The 16,714-nt window shown below is 63.5% G+C and carries 17 protein-coding genes; 3 read left to right on the forward strand and 14 right to left on the reverse strand.

The genetic code is table 11. The features are described 5' to 3' along the window. Window positions 1-15: 15 nt before the first annotated feature. Complete coding sequence (locus G473_RS0105450; protein WP_029012273.1) at window positions 16-810, forward strand: HesA/MoeB/ThiF family protein; 795 nt, start codon at window positions 16-18, stop codon at window positions 808-810. Between the two features lie 34 nt (window positions 811-844). Further along, the gene (locus G473_RS0105455) at window positions 845-1,267 is read left to right on the forward strand and encodes a DsrE family protein (RefSeq protein ID WP_029012274.1); all 423 of its coding nucleotides are present in this window, start codon (window positions 845-847) and stop codon (window positions 1,265-1,267) included. Window positions 1,268-1,272: 5 nt separating this feature from the next. Here G473_RS0105455 and G473_RS0105460 read toward each other — a convergent pair whose 3' ends face one another. The 8 genes from G473_RS0105460 to G473_RS0105495 form a co-directional block, all read right to left on the reverse strand. Continuing rightward, the gene (locus tag G473_RS0105460; protein WP_029012275.1) at window positions 1,273-2,775 is read right to left on the reverse strand and encodes a DUF1217 domain-containing protein; all 1,503 of its coding nucleotides are present in this window, start codon (window positions 2,773-2,775) and stop codon (window positions 1,273-1,275) included. Continuing rightward, the gene (locus G473_RS30750; RefSeq protein WP_051329908.1) at window positions 2,772-3,095 is read right to left on the reverse strand and encodes a hypothetical protein; all 324 of its coding nucleotides are present in this window, start codon (window positions 3,093-3,095) and stop codon (window positions 2,772-2,774) included. The genes G473_RS0105460 and G473_RS30750 overlap by 4 nt, the downstream gene beginning before the upstream one ends. 74 nt (window positions 3,096-3,169) lie before the next feature. Further along, entirely contained in the window at window positions 3,170-3,610 is a 441-nt protein-coding gene (locus G473_RS0105470; protein WP_029012276.1) for a flagellar biosynthesis repressor FlbT, read from the reverse strand. A gap of 35 nt (window positions 3,611-3,645) precedes the next feature. Then, window positions 3,646-3,999 (reverse strand): flagellar biosynthesis regulator FlaF, encoded by a 354-nt coding sequence (flaF, locus tag G473_RS25235; RefSeq protein ID WP_035705398.1) that lies wholly within the window; start codon window positions 3,997-3,999, stop codon window positions 3,646-3,648. A gap of 147 nt (window positions 4,000-4,146) precedes the next feature. Then, window positions 4,147-4,998, reverse strand: a complete 852-nt coding sequence (locus tag G473_RS0105480) for a flagellin N-terminal helical domain-containing protein (protein WP_035705401.1) — start codon at window positions 4,996-4,998, stop codon at window positions 4,147-4,149. A 166-nt stretch (window positions 4,999-5,164) separates the two neighbouring features. Beyond that, window positions 5,165-5,686: a hypothetical protein gene (locus tag G473_RS0105485; protein WP_029012278.1), complete on the reverse strand. Its 522-nt coding sequence runs from the start codon at window positions 5,684-5,686 to the stop codon at window positions 5,165-5,167. 6 nt (window positions 5,687-5,692) lie between these two features. Beyond that, a complete protein-coding gene (locus G473_RS25240; RefSeq protein ID WP_051329909.1) occupies window positions 5,693-6,010 on the reverse strand; it encodes a rod-binding protein in 318 nt (105 codons plus the stop codon). Next, window positions 6,010-7,137: a flagellar basal body P-ring protein FlgI gene (locus G473_RS0105495; RefSeq protein ID WP_029012279.1), complete on the reverse strand. Its 1,128-nt coding sequence runs from the start codon at window positions 7,135-7,137 to the stop codon at window positions 6,010-6,012. The genes G473_RS25240 and G473_RS0105495 overlap by 1 nt, the downstream gene beginning before the upstream one ends. 287 nt (window positions 7,138-7,424) lie before the next feature. Between G473_RS0105495 and G473_RS25245 the strand changes: the two genes are divergently transcribed. Then, the gene (locus G473_RS25245; RefSeq protein ID WP_084437645.1) at window positions 7,425-8,192 is read left to right on the forward strand and encodes a response regulator transcription factor; all 768 of its coding nucleotides are present in this window, start codon (window positions 7,425-7,427) and stop codon (window positions 8,190-8,192) included. Between the two features lie 157 nt (window positions 8,193-8,349). Here the strand turns inward: G473_RS25245 and G473_RS0105505 are convergent, their stop codons facing one another. The 6 genes from G473_RS0105505 to G473_RS25255 all read right to left on the reverse strand — a co-directional run bounded on the left by G473_RS0105505 (window position 8,350) and on the right by G473_RS25255 (window position 16,687). Beyond that, on the reverse strand, window positions 8,350-9,378 hold the full coding sequence (locus G473_RS0105505; RefSeq protein ID WP_029012280.1) for a flagellin N-terminal helical domain-containing protein: 1,029 nt from the start codon (window positions 9,376-9,378) through the stop codon (window positions 8,350-8,352). A 4-nt stretch (window positions 9,379-9,382) separates the two neighbouring features. Continuing rightward, window positions 9,383-10,822 carry a flagellar hook-associated protein FlgK gene (gene flgK, locus G473_RS0105510; RefSeq protein WP_029012281.1) on the reverse strand — a complete coding sequence of 480 codons (1,440 nt, stop codon included), beginning with the start codon at window positions 10,820-10,822 and terminating at the stop codon, window positions 9,383-9,385. A 40-nt stretch (window positions 10,823-10,862) separates the two neighbouring features. Beyond that, window positions 10,863-12,146 carry a flagellar hook protein FlgE gene (locus tag G473_RS0105515; RefSeq protein ID WP_029012282.1) on the reverse strand — a complete coding sequence of 428 codons (1,284 nt, stop codon included), beginning with the start codon at window positions 12,144-12,146 and terminating at the stop codon, window positions 10,863-10,865. A gap of 246 nt (window positions 12,147-12,392) precedes the next feature. Continuing rightward, window positions 12,393-13,415 carry a flagellar motor protein MotB gene (locus G473_RS25250; protein ID WP_035705404.1) on the reverse strand — a complete coding sequence of 341 codons (1,023 nt, stop codon included), beginning with the start codon at window positions 13,413-13,415 and terminating at the stop codon, window positions 12,393-12,395. A 2-nt stretch (window positions 13,416-13,417) separates the two neighbouring features. Then, window positions 13,418-14,302, reverse strand: a complete 885-nt coding sequence (gene motA, locus G473_RS0105525; RefSeq protein ID WP_029012283.1) for a flagellar motor stator protein MotA — start codon at window positions 14,300-14,302, stop codon at window positions 13,418-13,420. A gap of 69 nt (window positions 14,303-14,371) precedes the next feature. Beyond that, entirely contained in the window at window positions 14,372-16,687 is a 2,316-nt protein-coding gene (locus tag G473_RS25255; RefSeq protein ID WP_035705406.1) for a hypothetical protein, read from the reverse strand. Window positions 16,688-16,714 lie beyond the last annotated feature (27 nt).

Here is a 16,714-nt window from a genome sequence, read left to right on the forward strand (position 1 = left end):
GGCGCTCCGGCCATGATGGATTTGTCCGATAGCCAGATCGAACGTTACGCCCGCCACATCATGCTGCCCCAGGTTGGCGGGGAGGGGCAGTCGCGCCTCTTATCCGCGTCTGTCCTGGTGGTGGGGGCTGGCGGGCTGGGGGCGCCGCTGCTGCTTTATCTGGCCGCCGCCGGTGTGGGCCGGATCGGCATTGTGGATGATGATGTCGTCGATCTGTCCAACCTGCAGCGCCAGGTGATCCACCAGACCGACGGAATCGGCGTGGCGAAGGTGGAGAGTGCCGCCGCCCGCATGCGCGCCATCAACCCCGATGTGGTGGTGGAACTGCACCGTTTGCGCCTGAACCGGGGCAATATCGAAAGCCTGATCGCCCCGTATGATCTGGTGGTGGATGGCACGGATAATTTCGCCACCCGCTTTTTGTTGAATGATGCCTGCCATTTTGGCGGCAAGACGCTGGTCAGCGCCGCCATGCTGCGCTTCGATGCCCAGATATCCACCTTCAAGTCACATCTGGGCGACCCGCATCCCTGCTATCGCTGCATCTTCCGTGAACCGCCGCCGCCGGGCATGGTGCCCACCTGTTCGGAAGGGGGCGTACTCGGGGCGCTGGCCGGCACCATGGGCAGCCTGCAGGCCGTGGAAGTGCTGAAGGAACTGCTTGGCATCGGGGATAGCCTGTCTGGCCGGCTCTTGCTTTATGCTGCGCTGGAGACCAGTTTCCGTACCGTGAAGGTCAGGCGCGATCCGGATTGCCCGCTCTGCGGCACACACCCAACCTATAAAGACCTGTCGCACCATCCCTTCTGATTTCCGACCGTAACGGAGAGGAGCAAGGCCGAGGATGCCTGAAGGTTCGCAAGGGCTCGCCCTGATCGTGCAGTCCGGCGGCTATGACCGCGTGCATTACGCCCTGGTGACCGCCGCTGCCGCTGCTGCCACTGGCCGCCCCGTTACCCTGTTTTTCACGGGGCGCGCCCTGCCGGCCTTGATGCCCAAGGGCGGCTGGCGGCGGCTGGATTTCTCCGATGATGGTACCAGCCCGGAGGCCCGCGACCAGACCCTGGCCCATCGCGGCGTCGCCACGATGGAGGAATTGCTGGAAGCCTGTGCTGCCCTGGATGTGCGCTTCCTGGCCTGCGAGATGGGGTGGCGCGCGCTGGGCCTGCGCGATGTCACCACCCGGCCCGACCTGAAGGTGGAGACGGCGGGCATGGTCACCCTGCTGGGCATGGTCCCGCCGTCACACCATCTGATTTTTGTGTAAAACCTTTACCAGCGCTTCAGGGTCGCCAGTGCCATCAGGGTGGACGGTTCGATGGTGGTACGGCCTGCCCCGGACAGCATCTGCACAACGGGGTTGGATGCCGCCGCGTTGCTGTTATTGCCGTTAATGTCATACATCATCATGAACCGTTCCAGCAGCTTGGTCACCTCTGCCGGATCGGACAGTTTCTTGATGTCGAAGCGTGAGGACAGGATGGTCACCTGCCGGTCCAGGTCGATTTGGGCGGCCTGGGCCGGCAGAGCAAAGGCCGTGCGCACCACTTCCGCCAGAGCCTTGTCCGCCAGCACCTGATACCAGCTTGTGATACCACCGGCCTTACGCTCGAAATAGAGACCCAGACGCAGGGCTTCATTGGCATTGCCGGCAGATACTTCGAAACTCTGCGTCTCGTACCGCTTCACGATGTCATTGATGAAGGCCGGGCTGCCGCGCCGCTTCGCCCCGCTATTGTTGGGGCCGAAGGCCAGTGCCAGGGCCTTTTCCTGATCGCCCGCCTTGGCGGCGAAGGAATTGGCGTCAGCCGGATCGCTCTCCAGCACCTTGCGCAGATAGTTGGTATCGACGCCCTTATCTTCCAGATCGTAGGCTTTCAGGATGAAATTGAGCGTGTTGCGATCTTTCAGCAACGCATCGACCGAACCCAGAGAGGTGATCTTCTGCTCAAACGTGCTGATGGTCCGCTTCACATCATACCGGGCGCCAACGGCGGCAAGTTCCCGGTCATAGTTGGACATCAGCATCTGCCACTGCACCTTGGACCGGACAGGCCCGCCGCGCGGAAAGCCGTTGCTATCCCAGACGTCGAAGAAATTATTGGCGAATTCCGTCTGTGTCGGCCCCAGTTTCATTTCCGCGAAGGAGATTGTGTTCTCCAGTGCCGTTGCCTGGCTGGCCGCATCAGCGGGACCGATGGGCTTTTCCAGCCCATAGACGATGCGGACAACCTCGGCCATGTCCGGATCGTCCATCACCGCGGCCCAGCTTGTCTTGGTGGGCAGCTTGCGCGTGAAATCCAGCATCATCTGCAGGGCTTCGTTACGCTCCCCAACTTCATCCTCATAGACCGCGCGGACATAGCTTTGGGCGATGCTTTCCGTGAAGGACACGCCCTTGCTGCCCGAAGCGCCAAAATTGAAAGCACCGGCCAGTTCCCGGAACCGCTGGTCGCCCATGCGGTTGGCAACCGAGGCATTGTCGGAAAGATCGCTTTCCAGAACCTTGCGCACCAAAGCCTGGGAATTGATCTGATCTTCCAGACCAAAGGCGCGCATCACATAGGTATAAAGCCGTCGGTCGGACATCAGTTCATCGACCGATCCCACCAGCGGCAATTTCGCCTTCGCATAATCGGTATCGGCCTTGTTGACCGGGTCGGCCATCATCACCGTGCGCTGGCGTTCTTCCGTGTTTTGCAACAGACGCCACTGCACCAGGGAAGAACCGAACCCGCCCGTCACCAGGCTGGAGCCGAACCCGACAATGCTCATAATTCAATCTCCTGGCGCGGCGCGATACCTGCGTCAGCGGCCTTTTCCTCAGGCGAGGCGTAACCGGGCGGGATGCGCAGCAGCACATTCCCGGTGCGCGTATCGATCACTTCGGTGAACAGTCGCCGCGTCTCCGGGTCCAGCAGGACACGGTAGGGACGGAAGGCGGGCGAGGGCTCGATCGGCGGCGGTGCCGGCGCGGGCGGGTCCTTCTCCCGTGCTTCCAGGGTTCTGTTGGTCACAATGGCCGGCTCCGGCAACCGCATGCGGGTTGCGGATTCCGATGAGGAAATGCCCTCTACGGACTTTTTCTCACTCATGCTCCCCCTCCTCTCGCGGGGACGATCAAAGCCCCCGCGTTGAGACCGGCCTTGCTGCCCCTCATTCCGGGCGCCTACATACCTGCCGCCCGTTCTGGCAGCGGTTCGGCCGGAGCCACCGTCATGGGTGACGGCAGCAGCACTGCTTCATAGGCGATGACCGGCCGCAGGGCCGCCAGCGCCTTGTAGAAGTCCCCTTCCCTGACATAGCGGTCGGTATCAGCGAGATGATAGGTCATCTCCGGATCACGGATCGCCGTCTGCAACTGCTTCAGCAGCGCAGTATAGATCGACCTTTTCTCGTCCGCATGCGGCGGATCAAGCAGCATGGCCTGCACGGCATAGTACGTGCGCTTGACGGGGGTTGTCGCTTCTTCCGGCTGAAGAATACTGCGCCCCGTCATCACCTGGGCATGATTGGCAACGGTCAGCGTATTGCGGTGGCGACCATTCTCAATCACCACACCGTTCACGATGAATTTCTCAAAGGGTTTCAGCTTCAGCTTCAATCCCATGATACACCTTCCAGAAAATCGGGCTGTCTGGAGGATCAGGCGGCGGGGGCAGCCCCCAGTCCCTGAATGATTGCCCGGTTCACATCGACCAGGGGCGAGAGGGAGCGATCCGTGCTCAGTGCCTGACCACTATATTTGTCCACCCAGATCCCCAGCGAAATCAGGCCGGCCTTGAGCTGGTCAGGAAACAGATTTTCCGCGTCGGCCAGATCCGCAATCAGGGTGTTCCACAGGCGCCGGTTCCGGTCGATTGCCCGGATACGGGCCAGAGCATCATTGTTCCGGGTGGCGGTTTCCAGTTCCAGGGTCACCTGCTGGAAGACTTTGCGTTCCAGTTGGCGGGGACTGGCCGTATCCATAATGGATTGTCGATAGGCTGCAACGCTCATGGACTTGATCGTCCCTTCATCGAACTCGGATAAGACGAGCGTATCAGCAGGCTATTAAACGGCGGTGAAACCTAAATACTGGTGTGAAAAAGAAAAAGGGAGGCGATCCTGCTGGATCGCCTCCCCAAATCCATCAACCGCCCGCGATTAACGGAACAGCGACAGGATGTTCTGCGGCGACTGGTTGGCGATGGACAGCGCCTGGATGCCGAGCTGCTGCTGCACCTGCAGGGCCTGCAGGCGAGCGGACTCTTCATTCAGGTTGGCGTCAACCAGGGTGCCGATACCTTCGTTCAAGCTATCCACCAGCTTGCTGGTGAAGTCAGCCTGCAGGTCCAGACGCTTACCAACGTTACCGAACTCAGCGGCAGCGCTGATCACGGTGTCCATGTGGGCTTCCAGGGCCAGAAGCTGGGTCTGGGCAGCCGCCGCGTTGGCGGAACCGTCAGCACCGCCGGTGATGGCGGCGGCCAGGCCAGCCACGAAGGTCTGGACAGCGGTCATGTTCTGACCATCAATCGTGTCGGTCACGGCCGTGATGGCAGCGCCGCTACGGTTGATCGACACCGTCAGGGTACGGGTATCGCCATTGTCCAGCAGGTTTTCGCCATTGTAGCTGGCGCTGGAGATCGTGTTCTGGATGTTATCGGCCAAGCTGTTCAGCTCATCACCAACCTTGGCATGATCGACCGAAGCGGAGGTGGCCAGCGACAGCTGGTTCTTCACTTCGCTCAGCAGCTTCTGGATATTTTCCGCACCAACGCGGGCGGTCTGCACGGTGGCGGCGTTGATGGCGATGTTTTCGTTCAGCGCCTTCAGGGCCGACACGTCGGACTTCATGACGGTCGAGATGGACCAGTAGGACGAGTTGTCCTTGGCGGTCGCAACCTTCATGCCGGTGGAGATGCGATCCTGAACGGTCTGCAGATCCTTGCTGGTCTTGTTCAGGGTCTGCAGCGCAACCATCGCGCCGACGTTTGTCAGAATGGAAGAAGCCATGATCTTTGTCCTTCGTGGATGGGTTTCGATCTAGCGCCTTCTGACGCAGCCGCCGCCCGGAACCTCGTGGGTGCTTGGCTTTAAGAAGCCCGGGAGCTACAGGGGGAACTCTGGCAGATCGTGGTTAAAGCCGGTTAAAAACCGGCCCGCTCCGCCAGAGCCTTATTCAGAGATTATGGTCGATGCGACCATAACCGGGCATTGCCCGCTGGGACGCGGCACCGGCACGACCATACACACCATCGGTGCGCTGGCGCTCGGCGATGCTGGCCATGCGCTTGGCAATGGCGGTCACCGCCTCCTGGGCGGATTGCAGGGCCTGATGATTGGCCTTGGTGGCCGCACGCAGCCGCTGGGCGGCAGCGCGCACACGGGCCGGCGGCGCCGGGTCAACCGGCTCCTCGCCATCGGCTTCCACATCCGTCCCGTTATCCATCCCACCCGTGCCATCCGCGACGGCGACACCCGGATCGGCAGGAAAAACGGGCAGTGCCGGGGCGCGGTTGGCCTCCCGCATCAGGATACCCAACTGCTCGAACAACCGCTTTTTGGTATTGAAATAAAGATCCAGCCCATCGGTCTGGGCGGTGGAAACCCGACCGGTTTCCTCCTCCAGCAGATCGGCCAGGGTCTCGAACGCCTCGGCCAGCCGCAGGCGCATTTCAGGGCACAGGGTATCGGCATTCATCGCGGATCATCCCTTCTTGGCGTCAGCATAGGCGGCGATCTGGGCCCGCACAGGACCCGCGATGCCAAAGCCGGCACCGCTGTTCGCCATGCTCTGCGCCACCGATTCCAGCATCATGCCGCGAAACACCTCTTCCCCGAAGCCGCCACCAAAGGCGCCATCGGTGGAGATGCCCTCAAACATGGCTTCCAGCGTCTGGTGCAGCAGCAGGGCTTCGAAATTGCGGGCCGCCTTGTCGGCGGCCCTGGCATCGCTGGGCACGATATCCGGCCGGGTGGACATGGCCGGCGGATTGGCGGCGATGCGCAGATCGGACGCGTCCATCACATGACCTCCAGTTCAGCATGAAGGGCACCGGCAGCCTTGATCGCCTGCAAAATGACGATGATGTCACGGGGCGAGGCGCCCAGACGGTTCAACCCATTCACCAGATCGCGTAAGGAGACACCGCCCTCCAGCACCGCCAGCTTGCGCCCTTCGCCCTCGTCAATCTCGATCTGGGTGCGCGGCACCACCACGGTTTGCCCCTGCTGGGCAAAGGGCGCCGGTTGGGAAACTTGCGGCGTTTCCTCGATTCGGACCGTCAGATTGCCCTGGGCGATGGCAACGGTGCTGATCCGCACATTCTCGCCCATCACCACCGTGCCGGATTGTTCATCAATCACGACGCGGGCGATCTGGTCGGGCTTGACCGGCAGCGTTTCAATCCGCGTCAGCAAGGCGGCGACATTACCTTGATACGCCGCCGGCACCGTCAGATCGACGGTGGATGGGTCTGTCGCCCGTGCCGTGCCCGCCCCCAGCGACTGGTTGACGGCGGCAGCAATCCGGTTGGCGGTAGAGAAGTCGGGATTGCGCAGCGCCAGACGGACACGCCCCAGCGCATCCAGATCAAAATCCACTTCCCGTTCCACAATGGCGCCATTGGCGATGCGGCCTGAAGTGGGAATGCCCTTGGTCACGCTGGCCGCTGCCCCTTCCACGGAATAACCCGACGTGGCGACGGGCCCCTGGGCCACCGCATAGATCTTGCCGTCCGCCCCCAGAAGCGGGGTGGCAACCAGATTGCCGCCCGCCAGGCTTTTCGCATCGCCCATGGTTGAAATCGACACATCAACGCGCGTGCCTTGACGTGGGAAGGGCGGCAGTTCCGCCATTACCATGACCGCGGCGATATTGCGGGTCTTCACATTCAACCCGGTGATATTGACGCCCAGCCGCTCCAGCATGCCTTCCAGGCTCTGCTGGGTGAAGGGTGAGTTCTGCAGACGGTCGCCCGTGCCGTTCAACCCCACGACCAGCCCATAGCCCAGCAACTGGTTGCTGCGGACCCCCTCCACCTCCACCAAATCCTTGATGCGCATCTGGGCTGCCGCAACCGTGGGAAAGGCAGCCAACAGGCAAGCCAGGATCAGGGCCGGGATGCGGCAAGCGTTACGGCAAGTTGCCATTTCCTACCCCTCAACATCTGCAACCCGCGCACCATAGCCGCGAAGGGTTAAAGCGGCTTTTCGATGGCTAAAAGGTGGCCTGGCCAAGGGATGGCTTTAATAACCGTTTAATAGTTTGAGTCGATCTCGCCTTGACTACGCCGTACTAGGTAGTCATTGCTCTTTCGAGGCACCTAGTCATGAATGAGCATGGCAGAAATACAAACAAATTCGAAGTTTTTTCTTCTACTGCCAGACTTATTCGAAAAATTCCCATAGAATTTTTCTTAAATGCAGGAGTTGGGGCAATGCGAGTCCTGTTGATCGAGAACGATCAGACCATCGGGGGGGCGATTTCCCGTGCCGTTGGCCGCGTCGGCGTCCGTTGCGAACAGCAATCCCAGGCCGCCGTTGAATCACTGGTTGCAGACCGGGACGGTTCGCTTGAAAATTACGATGCCGTCCTTATCGGCACGGTTGCATCGGCGGACACTATGATTGCGGGCCTGCGGGCCGTGGTCGGACAGACGATCATCGTCAGCCTGCTTGACCATCGCTGCGTCAACTCCACCATCCAGCATCTGCGGGCGGGCGCGGATGATGTGCTGGTGAAGCCGATCAACCCGCAAGAGATTGAGGCGCGGCTGCATGCCGTTCGCCGCCGGACCCACGGGCACAGTTCCCCGGAACTGAATGTCGGCCGCCTGACCGTGTTCCTGGACGGTCGCGACCCGATGGTGGATGGCCAGCGCCTGCGCCTTTCCCATCGCGAACATGCGATTTTCAGCGTTCTGGCGCTGAATGTCGGTCGCGTTGTCTCCAAGGAAAAAATCTATGAATCGGTCTATACCCTGTCCGGCTCCGACCCGCTGGACAAGGTGATCGACGTCTATATCTGCAAGCTGCGCAAGAAGATCGCGGAAGCGACCGGCGGGGATAAGTATATCGAGACTGTCTATGGTCGCGGTTACAAGTTCGAAGCGCCATCCGATGATGAGCGCGATGCCACCGACCCGGCTTTCCTGAAAAGCAGCTTCCCGATTTCTTCCCTGGTCGCAGCAAGCGCTACCGCCTGATCTGGTTTCAGCGCTTGTTTCCAAGGGGCTGGCCTAAGGTCAGCCCCTTTTTTATGCATGAAACATCCCCTGGCAATCACCGCATTGCCAGGGGCACGCGCTTCATCATGCCGCCGAAGCCTTTAACCCCGAAGGCCGGGATTAAAGGCCGCTGGCATCAGATATAGTTGGTCAAGGACAGTTTGCTGAGATTGGCGGTGAGCGAAAAGGTCGCTTCCAACTGCGTCTTCAGAACATCAATACGCAGGGTGCTTTCATAAGGATCGGCCTCTTCCAGCTTGATGATCTGCTTGGATACCAGGGTTTTCTCCACTTCCAGACGGCTCTGGTTGGTGGTGATCCGCTCCTCATCAAGACCCAGCACGCTCTGGGTTTCGATCATCCCCTGCTCACCGGCATTCAAGAAACCCCAGGCGCGTTCGGAAACGCGCTTATAGGCTTCTTCCGACACGCTATCGGCTGGCACAGAGGCCAGCAGATAAAGCCCCTTCAGCGTATCGCGGAATGACTGGTCGCCGGCGGTGGCCCCATAGGTGACGGTGACGGAGCCGTCGATCCGGGCAACAACCGGATCGGTGGAGCCATTGAAGAATACATCGTCGAATTGGCTGTCGAACAGGGTGGCCAGCGCGCCATCGACCATGGCATCGACATCGGCCGCATTGGTCAGCGGCGCCGCCCCCACCACGGCCTGTACCGCCGCCATGGGTGACGTGCCGCTGCCCCCCACCTCGTCCGGGCCCTGCACGGGCTGGCGGTCGAACCGGGTACCGCCGAACAGGAAGCGGCCGCTCATGGCGCTGTTCAACATATTGGTGACGGATCGCAGCGCATCCTTGGCCGCATCGTCGATGGTGGCGGTTGTCGTCTCGTTGGCGCCGCCGCTGGCCGTCAGCGCCAGGTCGCGCACCGGGCGGGCGGAATCGCGGATCGAATCCATGGCGTCCTGCATCATCTTCATGCGGGCAGCCTGACCGGACATGGCCGTCTGGAAATGTTCGATCTCGTTATAAACATTGCGCAGATCAAGCAACTGGGCCGTGCCGCTGCCCAGCGACCCGGCGACATCGATCTTGCGACCGGAGGAAAGCTCCTGCTGGAGCGTCTGCATCTCGTTCTGGATCTGGCGGACGCTGTTACGGGTCAGCCGAGCCATCGAGAGGGTGGAAACGGAGCCGAGTGACATGGGGTCAGATCTCCAACAGCTTGTCCAACATACGCGCGGCGGTCTGCATGATCTGCGCGTTGGCGGCGTAGGTGCGCTCCAGCACGATCAGCTCCTGCAATTCCTCCTCCACATTCACGCCTTCACTGGCTTCGCGGCTGGCGCGAACCGTCTCAAGCTGGATGTTGAGGGAGGTGCTGGCAGAGGCGGCGGAAGCCCGCACCGCATGCTGCTGGCTGATTGCGGCATTGGTGAAATTCTTGATCGTGCCGCTGGTCATCAGCCCCGCATCGGCCGAGAAGGAGACCGGCTTGGTGAAAACGGCGATGAATTTCTGAAGCTGGGTCGTATCGCCCACGGGTACGGAGCCGGGGGCTGCGTTCAGGCCAGTGCGCACCAGCCCCGGATTGCCCCCTTCCGACAGCATCACCGCGCTGTTCACCCGGATCGTCGCCGCCAGTCCGGCTGTGCCGGTGCCAATGGCCGTTCCCTGGAACAGGCTGCCGCCCGTGGCATCGGCTGCGGCGAATTCATTGATCAGGGTCTTCGCCACCTCATCGACCTGGCGCTGCATTTCCGGCATCACCTGATCGCGGATGGCAAACAGCCCTTCCAGTGACCCGCCCTTCAGGGCCAGCGGATAGCCGCCACCGGGAGCGATATCATGCCCATCCACCGTCAGGCCGGACAGCACGCCGCCGGGATAGGCATCCGCCGGTCCCACAACGGCAGTGGGGCTGAATTCCAACTGCCGCGCACTGCCATCCAGCAGCGGCACGCCGCTGGAGGTCAGCACCACCAGTTCATTGCTATCGCGGGTATAATATTGGACGCCCACCTTCTCCGACAGGCTGTCCAGCAACCGGTCCCGCTGGTCCTGCAATTCGGAGCTGTCCTGGCCGCTGCCGGTGCGCACGGCGACCTGACGGTTCAAGCCTTCCAACTGCTTCAGCGTGCTGTTGATGTCGGTCACTGCCTCCGCGATGCCGGCATCCGCCTGCTGGCGCGCATCGGTGATCGCCTTGCTGGTGGCGTTCAGCCGGCTGGTCAGATTGACGGCGGCATCCACCACGGCGCGCTGCTGGGTGGGGCTCTCCGGCAGATCCTCCAGCGCCAGGAAGGCGGTTTCCAACTGGCTGATGGCAGAACTGAGGCTGCGCTCTTCCTGCGGCTGGCCGATCAACTGGGTATAGGTTTGCAGAATGGAAGCCTGGGCCTGCTTGGCGGCATAGGCAGCATTCTGGGTCCGCGTCTCACGCGCCAGCGACGCATCGACGGAACGGCGGATTTCGCTGACATGGACGCCCCGCCCCTCCCCGCCGACGGTCAGGGAGGCCAGCACGGCCTCCTTGCGGGTATAGCCGGGGGTCAGGGCGTTGGCGATGTTGCGGGACAGGACGGCGGTCCTGGCCTGGTTGGTCTGCAGCCCGGTCAGGGCCGTCTGAAGCGCGAGGCCGATGCTCATGATCGCAGCCTTTCTGGCGAATGGGGATCAGAGACGGGGATCAGCGCATCAGGCGCGTGATCTCGTCCATCATCTCATCCGCGGTCTGGATGATCTTAGCGTTGGAGGAATAGGCCCGCTGCGTCTCGATGATGCTGGTCAGTTCCTCCGCGATATCAACGTTGGAGGCTTCCAGGGCGCTGCCATCAATGCTGCCGGCGGGGCCGGTGCCGGCATCCCACAGATAGAAATCACCCGACGCGCGGCTGACCTGGAAGGCATTGCCGCCCACGCGGGTCAGGCCGTCCGGGTTGGTGACATTGGCGACGGGGATCTTGTAGGCGGCCTGACGCAGACCATTCTGATAGATCGCGGTCAGCACACCATCCTCGCCAATCTCCACCCGCTCCAGCGGGGCGTAACCGGCGCCATCCTTGCTGATCGTGCCCGGCACATACTGGTCGCCCCATTGGGTGAGACCGGAGCCGTTGGCGCCGAGATTGAGGCTGATCTGCTGGCCGGAATTCAGCGTCACATCCAGCACGCCGCCCAGCACGCTGATGGTTTCGATCCGGCCTGCCGGCTGGGTCCCGGTGATGCCATCGCTGAAGGTGATATTGGCGGACCCGACCACCGTGCCATTATCGACGACATTGAGGGTCCAGGAATTGGACGGGGCCGCCGCCGTGCCGCCCGTCGGCACCCATTGCAGTTCCAGCTTATTGGTGAAACCAAGCGGGGTGTAATAGTCGATCGGCGTCGAGAAGGATTGCGGCGCCGCCGTCGTCGTCATGCTGGCCGGCAGGTTGGCCGCGTAACTGATCAGCTTGGTCCCTTCCGCCGTACCGGTCAGGGCACCCAGCGTGACCGTTTGCAGATCCTCGAAGCTGGTGCGCGACGGGTCACCACCGCCCACCACCTGGCCATTATTGTCCAGCGGCCAGCCTTGCAGATAATATCCGGCCGAATTGATCAGGTTGCCATTATCGTCCGGGCGGAACGCGCCGGCGCGGGTCAGCAGCCGGCTGGTGCCCTGGATATCATTGCTGTCAGCGGCCGTGCCGACAACGAAGAAGCCATTGCCGCTGATCGCCAGATCGGTGGCGTAGGTGGAGCGGGAAATGATGCCCGACCGCGACACTTCCGTTTGCAGGTTCGCCACCACACCGCCAGCAGAATAGGTGCCAGCCGAGGATGACCCCGTCACCAGGGTGGAGAACTGGGCGCCGGTGCGCTTGTACCCGACCGTGCCGGAGTTGGAGATATTGTCGGAGATGGCACCGAACTTGGCGCTCTGCGCAGCCAGACCGCTGACGCCCGAATTCATTGCGCTATAGATGCTCATGGACGAACTCCGCTTACGGGATCGGTTGAGAGGGTTTCCGTCAGGAAATTTCTAAGGGCGGCCCGTTGCCAGCGCGCCACGGCCGCCGCACCATTTGCTGTGCGATCGAGGCCGGGCCGGGCTGGCCGCTGCGGGTGGCCGGCGGTCGCCCCCGCCGATACCGGATCCCGGTGAGTTCTCCCACCACCTTCCGATATACGTGATGGCGCTTAAAACCGGATAAAACCCGCGGTCAAAAGCCGGACTTTACGGCGTTGGCCCCATGGGCAACGCCACCTGCCGCAGCACGGTGATGGAGATGCGGCGGTTGCGCGGGTCGGCGGGCGCATCGGGCAGCAGATGCACCGTGTCGGCCAGCCCCTCCACCCGCGCCAGCCGTGAAGAAGGGATGCCAGCCGCCGACAGGATGCGGCGGGCGGCATTGGCGCGGTCGGACGACAATTCCCAATTGCCGTACCGCGCCGTTGCCGCAAAGGACAGGCCATCGGTATGCCCCGCCACCGCAATGCGGTTGGGCACCGGCACCAGCGCCTCCCCCACCACCCGCAGCAAGTCGGCGGCGCGGGGGGCAAGGTCGATGGACCCGACATTGAACATGGAGAAATGCGGCCGGTCGGTCAGTTGGATACGCAGGCCTTCCGGCACAATCTCAAACATCAGATTGTCCTTCAGGCCGGACAGATCACCGGCCAGCGCCATGGCCGTGCGCACTTCCGCCTCGATCCGCTCGAAAGAGGCCTGTTCGGCAGCGATCAACGCCAGCCGGTCGGCCAGCCCCGGCTCCATCAGGGGGCCGGCGGGGATACTGCCCGAGGCCACCTCGCCCAAGGATAAATCGCCCTTGGCGTCGCTGGCTTCCCCGATCGGCTGCGCCTTGCCGGGGCCGGGCGTGCCTTCCATGATCACATTTTCCGGACCCGGCTGGGCCAGGGCAGGCACGCGCGCGGTGGGGATCGTCTCCCAGGCGCTGGCGGCGCTGCTGGTCAACGCGCCCTCGTAATCGGCCACGCTGCGCCCGGCCAACTGCCCATCGGCGCCGGAATTGCTGCTGGAAATATTGATCGGGTTGAAATAGTCGGCGATGCCTTCCTTCTGTTCCGGTGTGGTGATGTTGACCAGCCACATCATCATGAAGAAGGCCATCATCATGGTCGTGAAGTCGGCATAGGCGATCTTCCACGCGCCATTATGCTGCTCTTCCTCGTGCCCACCATGGTGCTGCTTGCGGTGAACGACGACGACCTGCCCCAGCTTTCCCGTCGGTGCCATGATCAAGCCGCCTGCTGGCGCTCACCCATGCGCTGGGTGGCGTTGGTGGTCACATCTTCCACTTCGTTGAAGGTCGGCTGCACCTCGGCATAAAGCATCTTGCGCGCATGCTCGACCGAGATGGTGGGCGCCGCGCCATGCAGATGGGCCACCAGGGCCGCCTTGATGCAGTGGAAATATTTGATGTCATCGTCGCGCATCCGGTTCAGCGCCGCCACCAGCGGGCTGACAATGCCATAGGACAGCATAACGCCCAGAAAGGTGCCGACCATGGCGCCGCCGATCAGCTTGCCCAGCACTTCCGGCGGGGCGGAGATGGACCCCATGGCCTTGATCATGCCCAGCACAGCCGCCACGATGCCCAGCGCCGGCAGCGCCTCCGCCACCATGTTCAGCGAACGCGGCGCGCGGTGGAATTCCTTGTTCATGGTAGACAGTTCCTCGTCCATCAGCGCTTCCATCTCCGCCGGCCGGTCGGCCCCCAGGGAGAAAAGGCGCAGATAGTCGGTCAGGAAACGGATGGCCCGTTCCTGCTTCAGGAAGCGGGGAAACTGCTGGAACAGCGGGCTTTCATGCGGCCGCTCAATATCCTTTTCCAGGCCCAGCATGCCCTTGGTGCGCACGGTGCGCAGCACGGTGTAGAGCAGGGCCAGCAGTTCCAGATAATCGTCGCGGCGGTTCTTGCCGCCCCGGAACAGCAGCACCAGACTGGCGCCGGTTTCCCGCACAATCCGCCAGGGATTGGCGATCACGAAGGCGCCGAGCGCGGCACCAATGATGATGATCGCCTCGAACGGCTGCCAGAGAACAGATAGATGCCCCCCCAGGGCCAGGAAGCCCCCCAGGACGCAGGCGAAGACGATAACCGTGCCGAGGACGAGATTCATCCGAGGATACTCCGGAAAAGGCGGCGGGCAGGAACCATCATCCTGACGCGGCGCGGTTAAACCTGGTTTTCAATTGCCCGCACGGGGCTGCATCATCCGGCGGACCTGGTCCGCATCCTCCAGCAGGCCCCGCAGATCCCGTTCACCGGCCCCGTCACCCGGCACCGGCCGTGCCAACTGGTGCAGATCGGCGGCCCAGGGTTGGTCGGCCATGGCTTTGGTCTGGCTGTCCAATGTGCGGGGGGCGGCAGGATCATCGGCCAGCAGGCCCGCAAGGCTGTAGCGGGCGGCATCATCCGCCGACAAAGCCCCTTGTCCGGACAGGGTGCGATAGGCGTCCACCGCATCCGACCAGCGCTCCTGCTGCCAGAAGGCGGCGGCCTTCACCGCCAGCGTCTCAGCGTCGCTGCCATCGCCCGCCAGCTTCAAAGCCCCGGCGGCATCACCGGCCATGACCAGGGCCCGGGCCCGCAGCAAGGTGCCCCGGCGCGGCCCCTTGGCGGGATCGGCCCCCATTGCATCCAGCGTGGCCAGCGCGGCAGCGGCATCACCGGTCGCCAACTGCATTTCCACCAGATCATGCAGGATGGCTGGTCGCTCCCCTTCCGGCACCTCCTCCCCCAGCGTCCGCAGCTCCATTTCCGCCGCCCCACCGGCCCCCAGATCGGCCAGCATCGCGGCGAACTGGCGGCGCACGTTCCAGCCCGCCGGCTCCTTGGGCAGCAGGTCGCGGCCCCGGCCATAGCTGGTCATCCGGTCGGCAATGGTGATGCCCGGTGTCCTTTCTGGATCGGACAGGCGGCCCAGCAGATCGACCGCCATGTCGGCCAGCGCCGCTGCATCCGCCGGTGTCCGGTCATGGAAGCGCAGATCCAGCAGGCGCAGCTTTTCCAGCGCGCCGGTCACATCCCCCTCATCCGCCGAAAGCCGGGCCAGCCGCATCAGGCTATCGGCCTCCACCGATGTGGCCGGCCAGTCGCGCACCGCCTGTTCCAGCACATGGCGCAGATCGGCAATCGTCGCCTCCCCTCGTTCCAGCCGGGTGCTGGCGGCAGCGATTCGGGCCTCAGCCGCCACCTCGCCATGACCCGCGGCCGCCTTGTCCCATTGCGCCAGCGCCAGGGTCTGGCGACCGCCCGCCGCGTGCAGGCGCCCGATCTCATAATAAAGCCGGGCCAGCATGCGGGGGGTGGCGTCGCCGGTTTCCAGGTCGCGGGCGATGGTGCGGGCCATGGCATCCAGCCCGACCCCTGCCGCCAGCGCCAGCAGGTCCAGCCCCACCGCGTGGCGCATGTCCAGCGGCAGGGATGGCAGCGCGCGGGAAGCCGCCGGCAGATAGCGCACCGCATCGCGCCCCTGGCCCCGGCGCTGCAACAGCACCGCCGCCCAAAGCGGCCCATCGGCACTGCGCAGCGCCTGATTGGTCAACAGCCAGTCGGCGCGGGTATCGGTCGGATCGGCCAGGGTGATGGAGACGGCCAGCAGCGCCTGATCCTGCTGGTCGCGCGGCAGGCTGTCCAGCGTGGTCAGCACCTCTGCCGCCATGTCCCAGGCCAGATGGAAGCGCAGCAGATCGCGCATCGCGTCGGGCCCCGGCTTTTCTGCTGCCAGCGCCTTGCGCAGCCGGTCGCGCTCTGCCCGATAGGGGCCGGTACGCCATGCCGCCAGATCGACCAGTGCCGGCCCCGTACCCCATTGCGGGTCGGGCCGGCGGGGATCGCGGCTGCCTTTCTCCGGCACCGGTGGTTCCGCCGCCCGGCGCAAGCCATCGGCGACCGCATCACGGGCATAGGCGGCATCACGTTCCGCCTGCGCGACGGAGGCCGGCTTGGGCGGCGGGGCCAAAGGCTCCGCCACCGGTTTTGGGGCCGGCGCTGGCCCCGGCGCGACGGCAGGGCCAGGCGCTGATGCCGATTCGGGCCCGGCGACAGGGGGCGGCGGAACCAGGGGAACGGGGGAAGCCGTGGCAAGGGCAGCATCCGCCACCACCGGAACCGGCTGCCCTGTGCCTGGCTTGCGCGCGGGCACAACCGGGGCTGCAACGGTCACCACCATCTGGCCATCGCGCCGGGCCAGCCCGATCTCCGCCCCGCATTCGGTGGCAATCGCCAGGGTGTGCGGGTTCATCAGGGCGATGGTCTGGATGCGGCCCACCGCCCCGCCAAGCTGGCTGATATCCAGCCCATCCTTGACCGGCAGCGACAGGGTGGCGCCACAGCCATCGCGCAGGAACCGCTGCGGGCGCCGCACATCACTGTTGATCAGCAGCTCTGTCACGGCACCGTTTTCCCGCACGGTGACGGTGGCCGGGGCTGCCAGGGCGGGGCCTGCGCAGCAGAGCCAGGCCGGGATGGAGGCCATCAGGAAATGCAGGAAATGTCTCATTGCCCGTCCGCTGCCGATCTTGAACGC

This window comes from Niveispirillum irakense DSM 11586 (assembly GCF_000429645.1).
In the GTDB taxonomy this organism is placed as follows: Bacteria; Pseudomonadota; Alphaproteobacteria; order Azospirillales; family Azospirillaceae; genus Niveispirillum; species Niveispirillum irakense.

Bases quoted from the DNA above. Each gene is read 5' to 3' on its own strand.
- G473_RS0105450 (WP_029012273.1), top strand. From the start codon at position 16: ATGGATTTGTCCGATAGCCAGATCGAACGTTACGCCCGCCACATCATG.
- G473_RS0105455 (WP_029012274.1), top strand. From the start codon at position 845: ATGCCTGAAGGTTCGCAAGGGCTCGCCCTGATCGTGCAGTCCGGCGGC.
- G473_RS0105460 (WP_029012275.1), bottom strand. From the start codon at position 2,775: ATGAGCATTGTCGGGTTCGGCTCCAGCCTGGTGACGGGCGGGTTCGGT.
- G473_RS30750 (WP_051329908.1), bottom strand. From the start codon at position 3,095: ATGAGTGAGAAAAAGTCCGTAGAGGGCATTTCCTCATCGGAATCCGCA.
- G473_RS0105470 (WP_029012276.1), bottom strand. From the start codon at position 3,610: ATGGGATTGAAGCTGAAGCTGAAACCCTTTGAGAAATTCATCGTGAAC.
- flaF (WP_035705398.1), bottom strand. From the start codon at position 3,999: ATGAGCGTTGCAGCCTATCGACAATCCATTATGGATACGGCCAGTCCC.
- G473_RS0105480 (WP_035705401.1), bottom strand. From the start codon at position 4,998: ATGGCTTCTTCCATTCTGACAAACGTCGGCGCGATGGTTGCGCTGCAG.
- G473_RS0105485 (WP_029012278.1), bottom strand. From the start codon at position 5,686: ATGAATGCCGATACCCTGTGCCCTGAAATGCGCCTGCGGCTGGCCGAG.
- G473_RS25240 (WP_051329909.1), bottom strand. From the start codon at position 6,010: ATGGACGCGTCCGATCTGCGCATCGCCGCCAATCCGCCGGCCATGTCC.
- G473_RS0105495 (WP_029012279.1), bottom strand. From the start codon at position 7,137: ATGGCAACTTGCCGTAACGCTTGCCGCATCCCGGCCCTGATCCTGGCT.
- G473_RS25245 (WP_084437645.1), top strand. From the start codon at position 7,425: ATGCGAGTCCTGTTGATCGAGAACGATCAGACCATCGGGGGGGCGATT.
- G473_RS0105505 (WP_029012280.1), bottom strand. From the start codon at position 9,378: ATGTCACTCGGCTCCGTTTCCACCCTCTCGATGGCTCGGCTGACCCGT.
- flgK (WP_029012281.1), bottom strand. From the start codon at position 10,822: ATGAGCATCGGCCTCGCGCTTCAGACGGCCCTGACCGGGCTGCAGACC.
- G473_RS0105515 (WP_029012282.1), bottom strand. From the start codon at position 12,146: ATGAGCATCTATAGCGCAATGAATTCGGGCGTCAGCGGTCTGGCTGCG.
- G473_RS25250 (WP_035705404.1), bottom strand. From the start codon at position 13,415: ATGGCACCGACGGGAAAGCTGGGGCAGGTCGTCGTCGTTCACCGCAAG.
- motA (WP_029012283.1), bottom strand. From the start codon at position 14,302: ATGAATCTCGTCCTCGGCACGGTTATCGTCTTCGCCTGCGTCCTGGGG.
- G473_RS25255 (WP_035705406.1), bottom strand. From the start codon at position 16,687: ATGAGACATTTCCTGCATTTCCTGATGGCCTCCATCCCGGCCTGGCTC.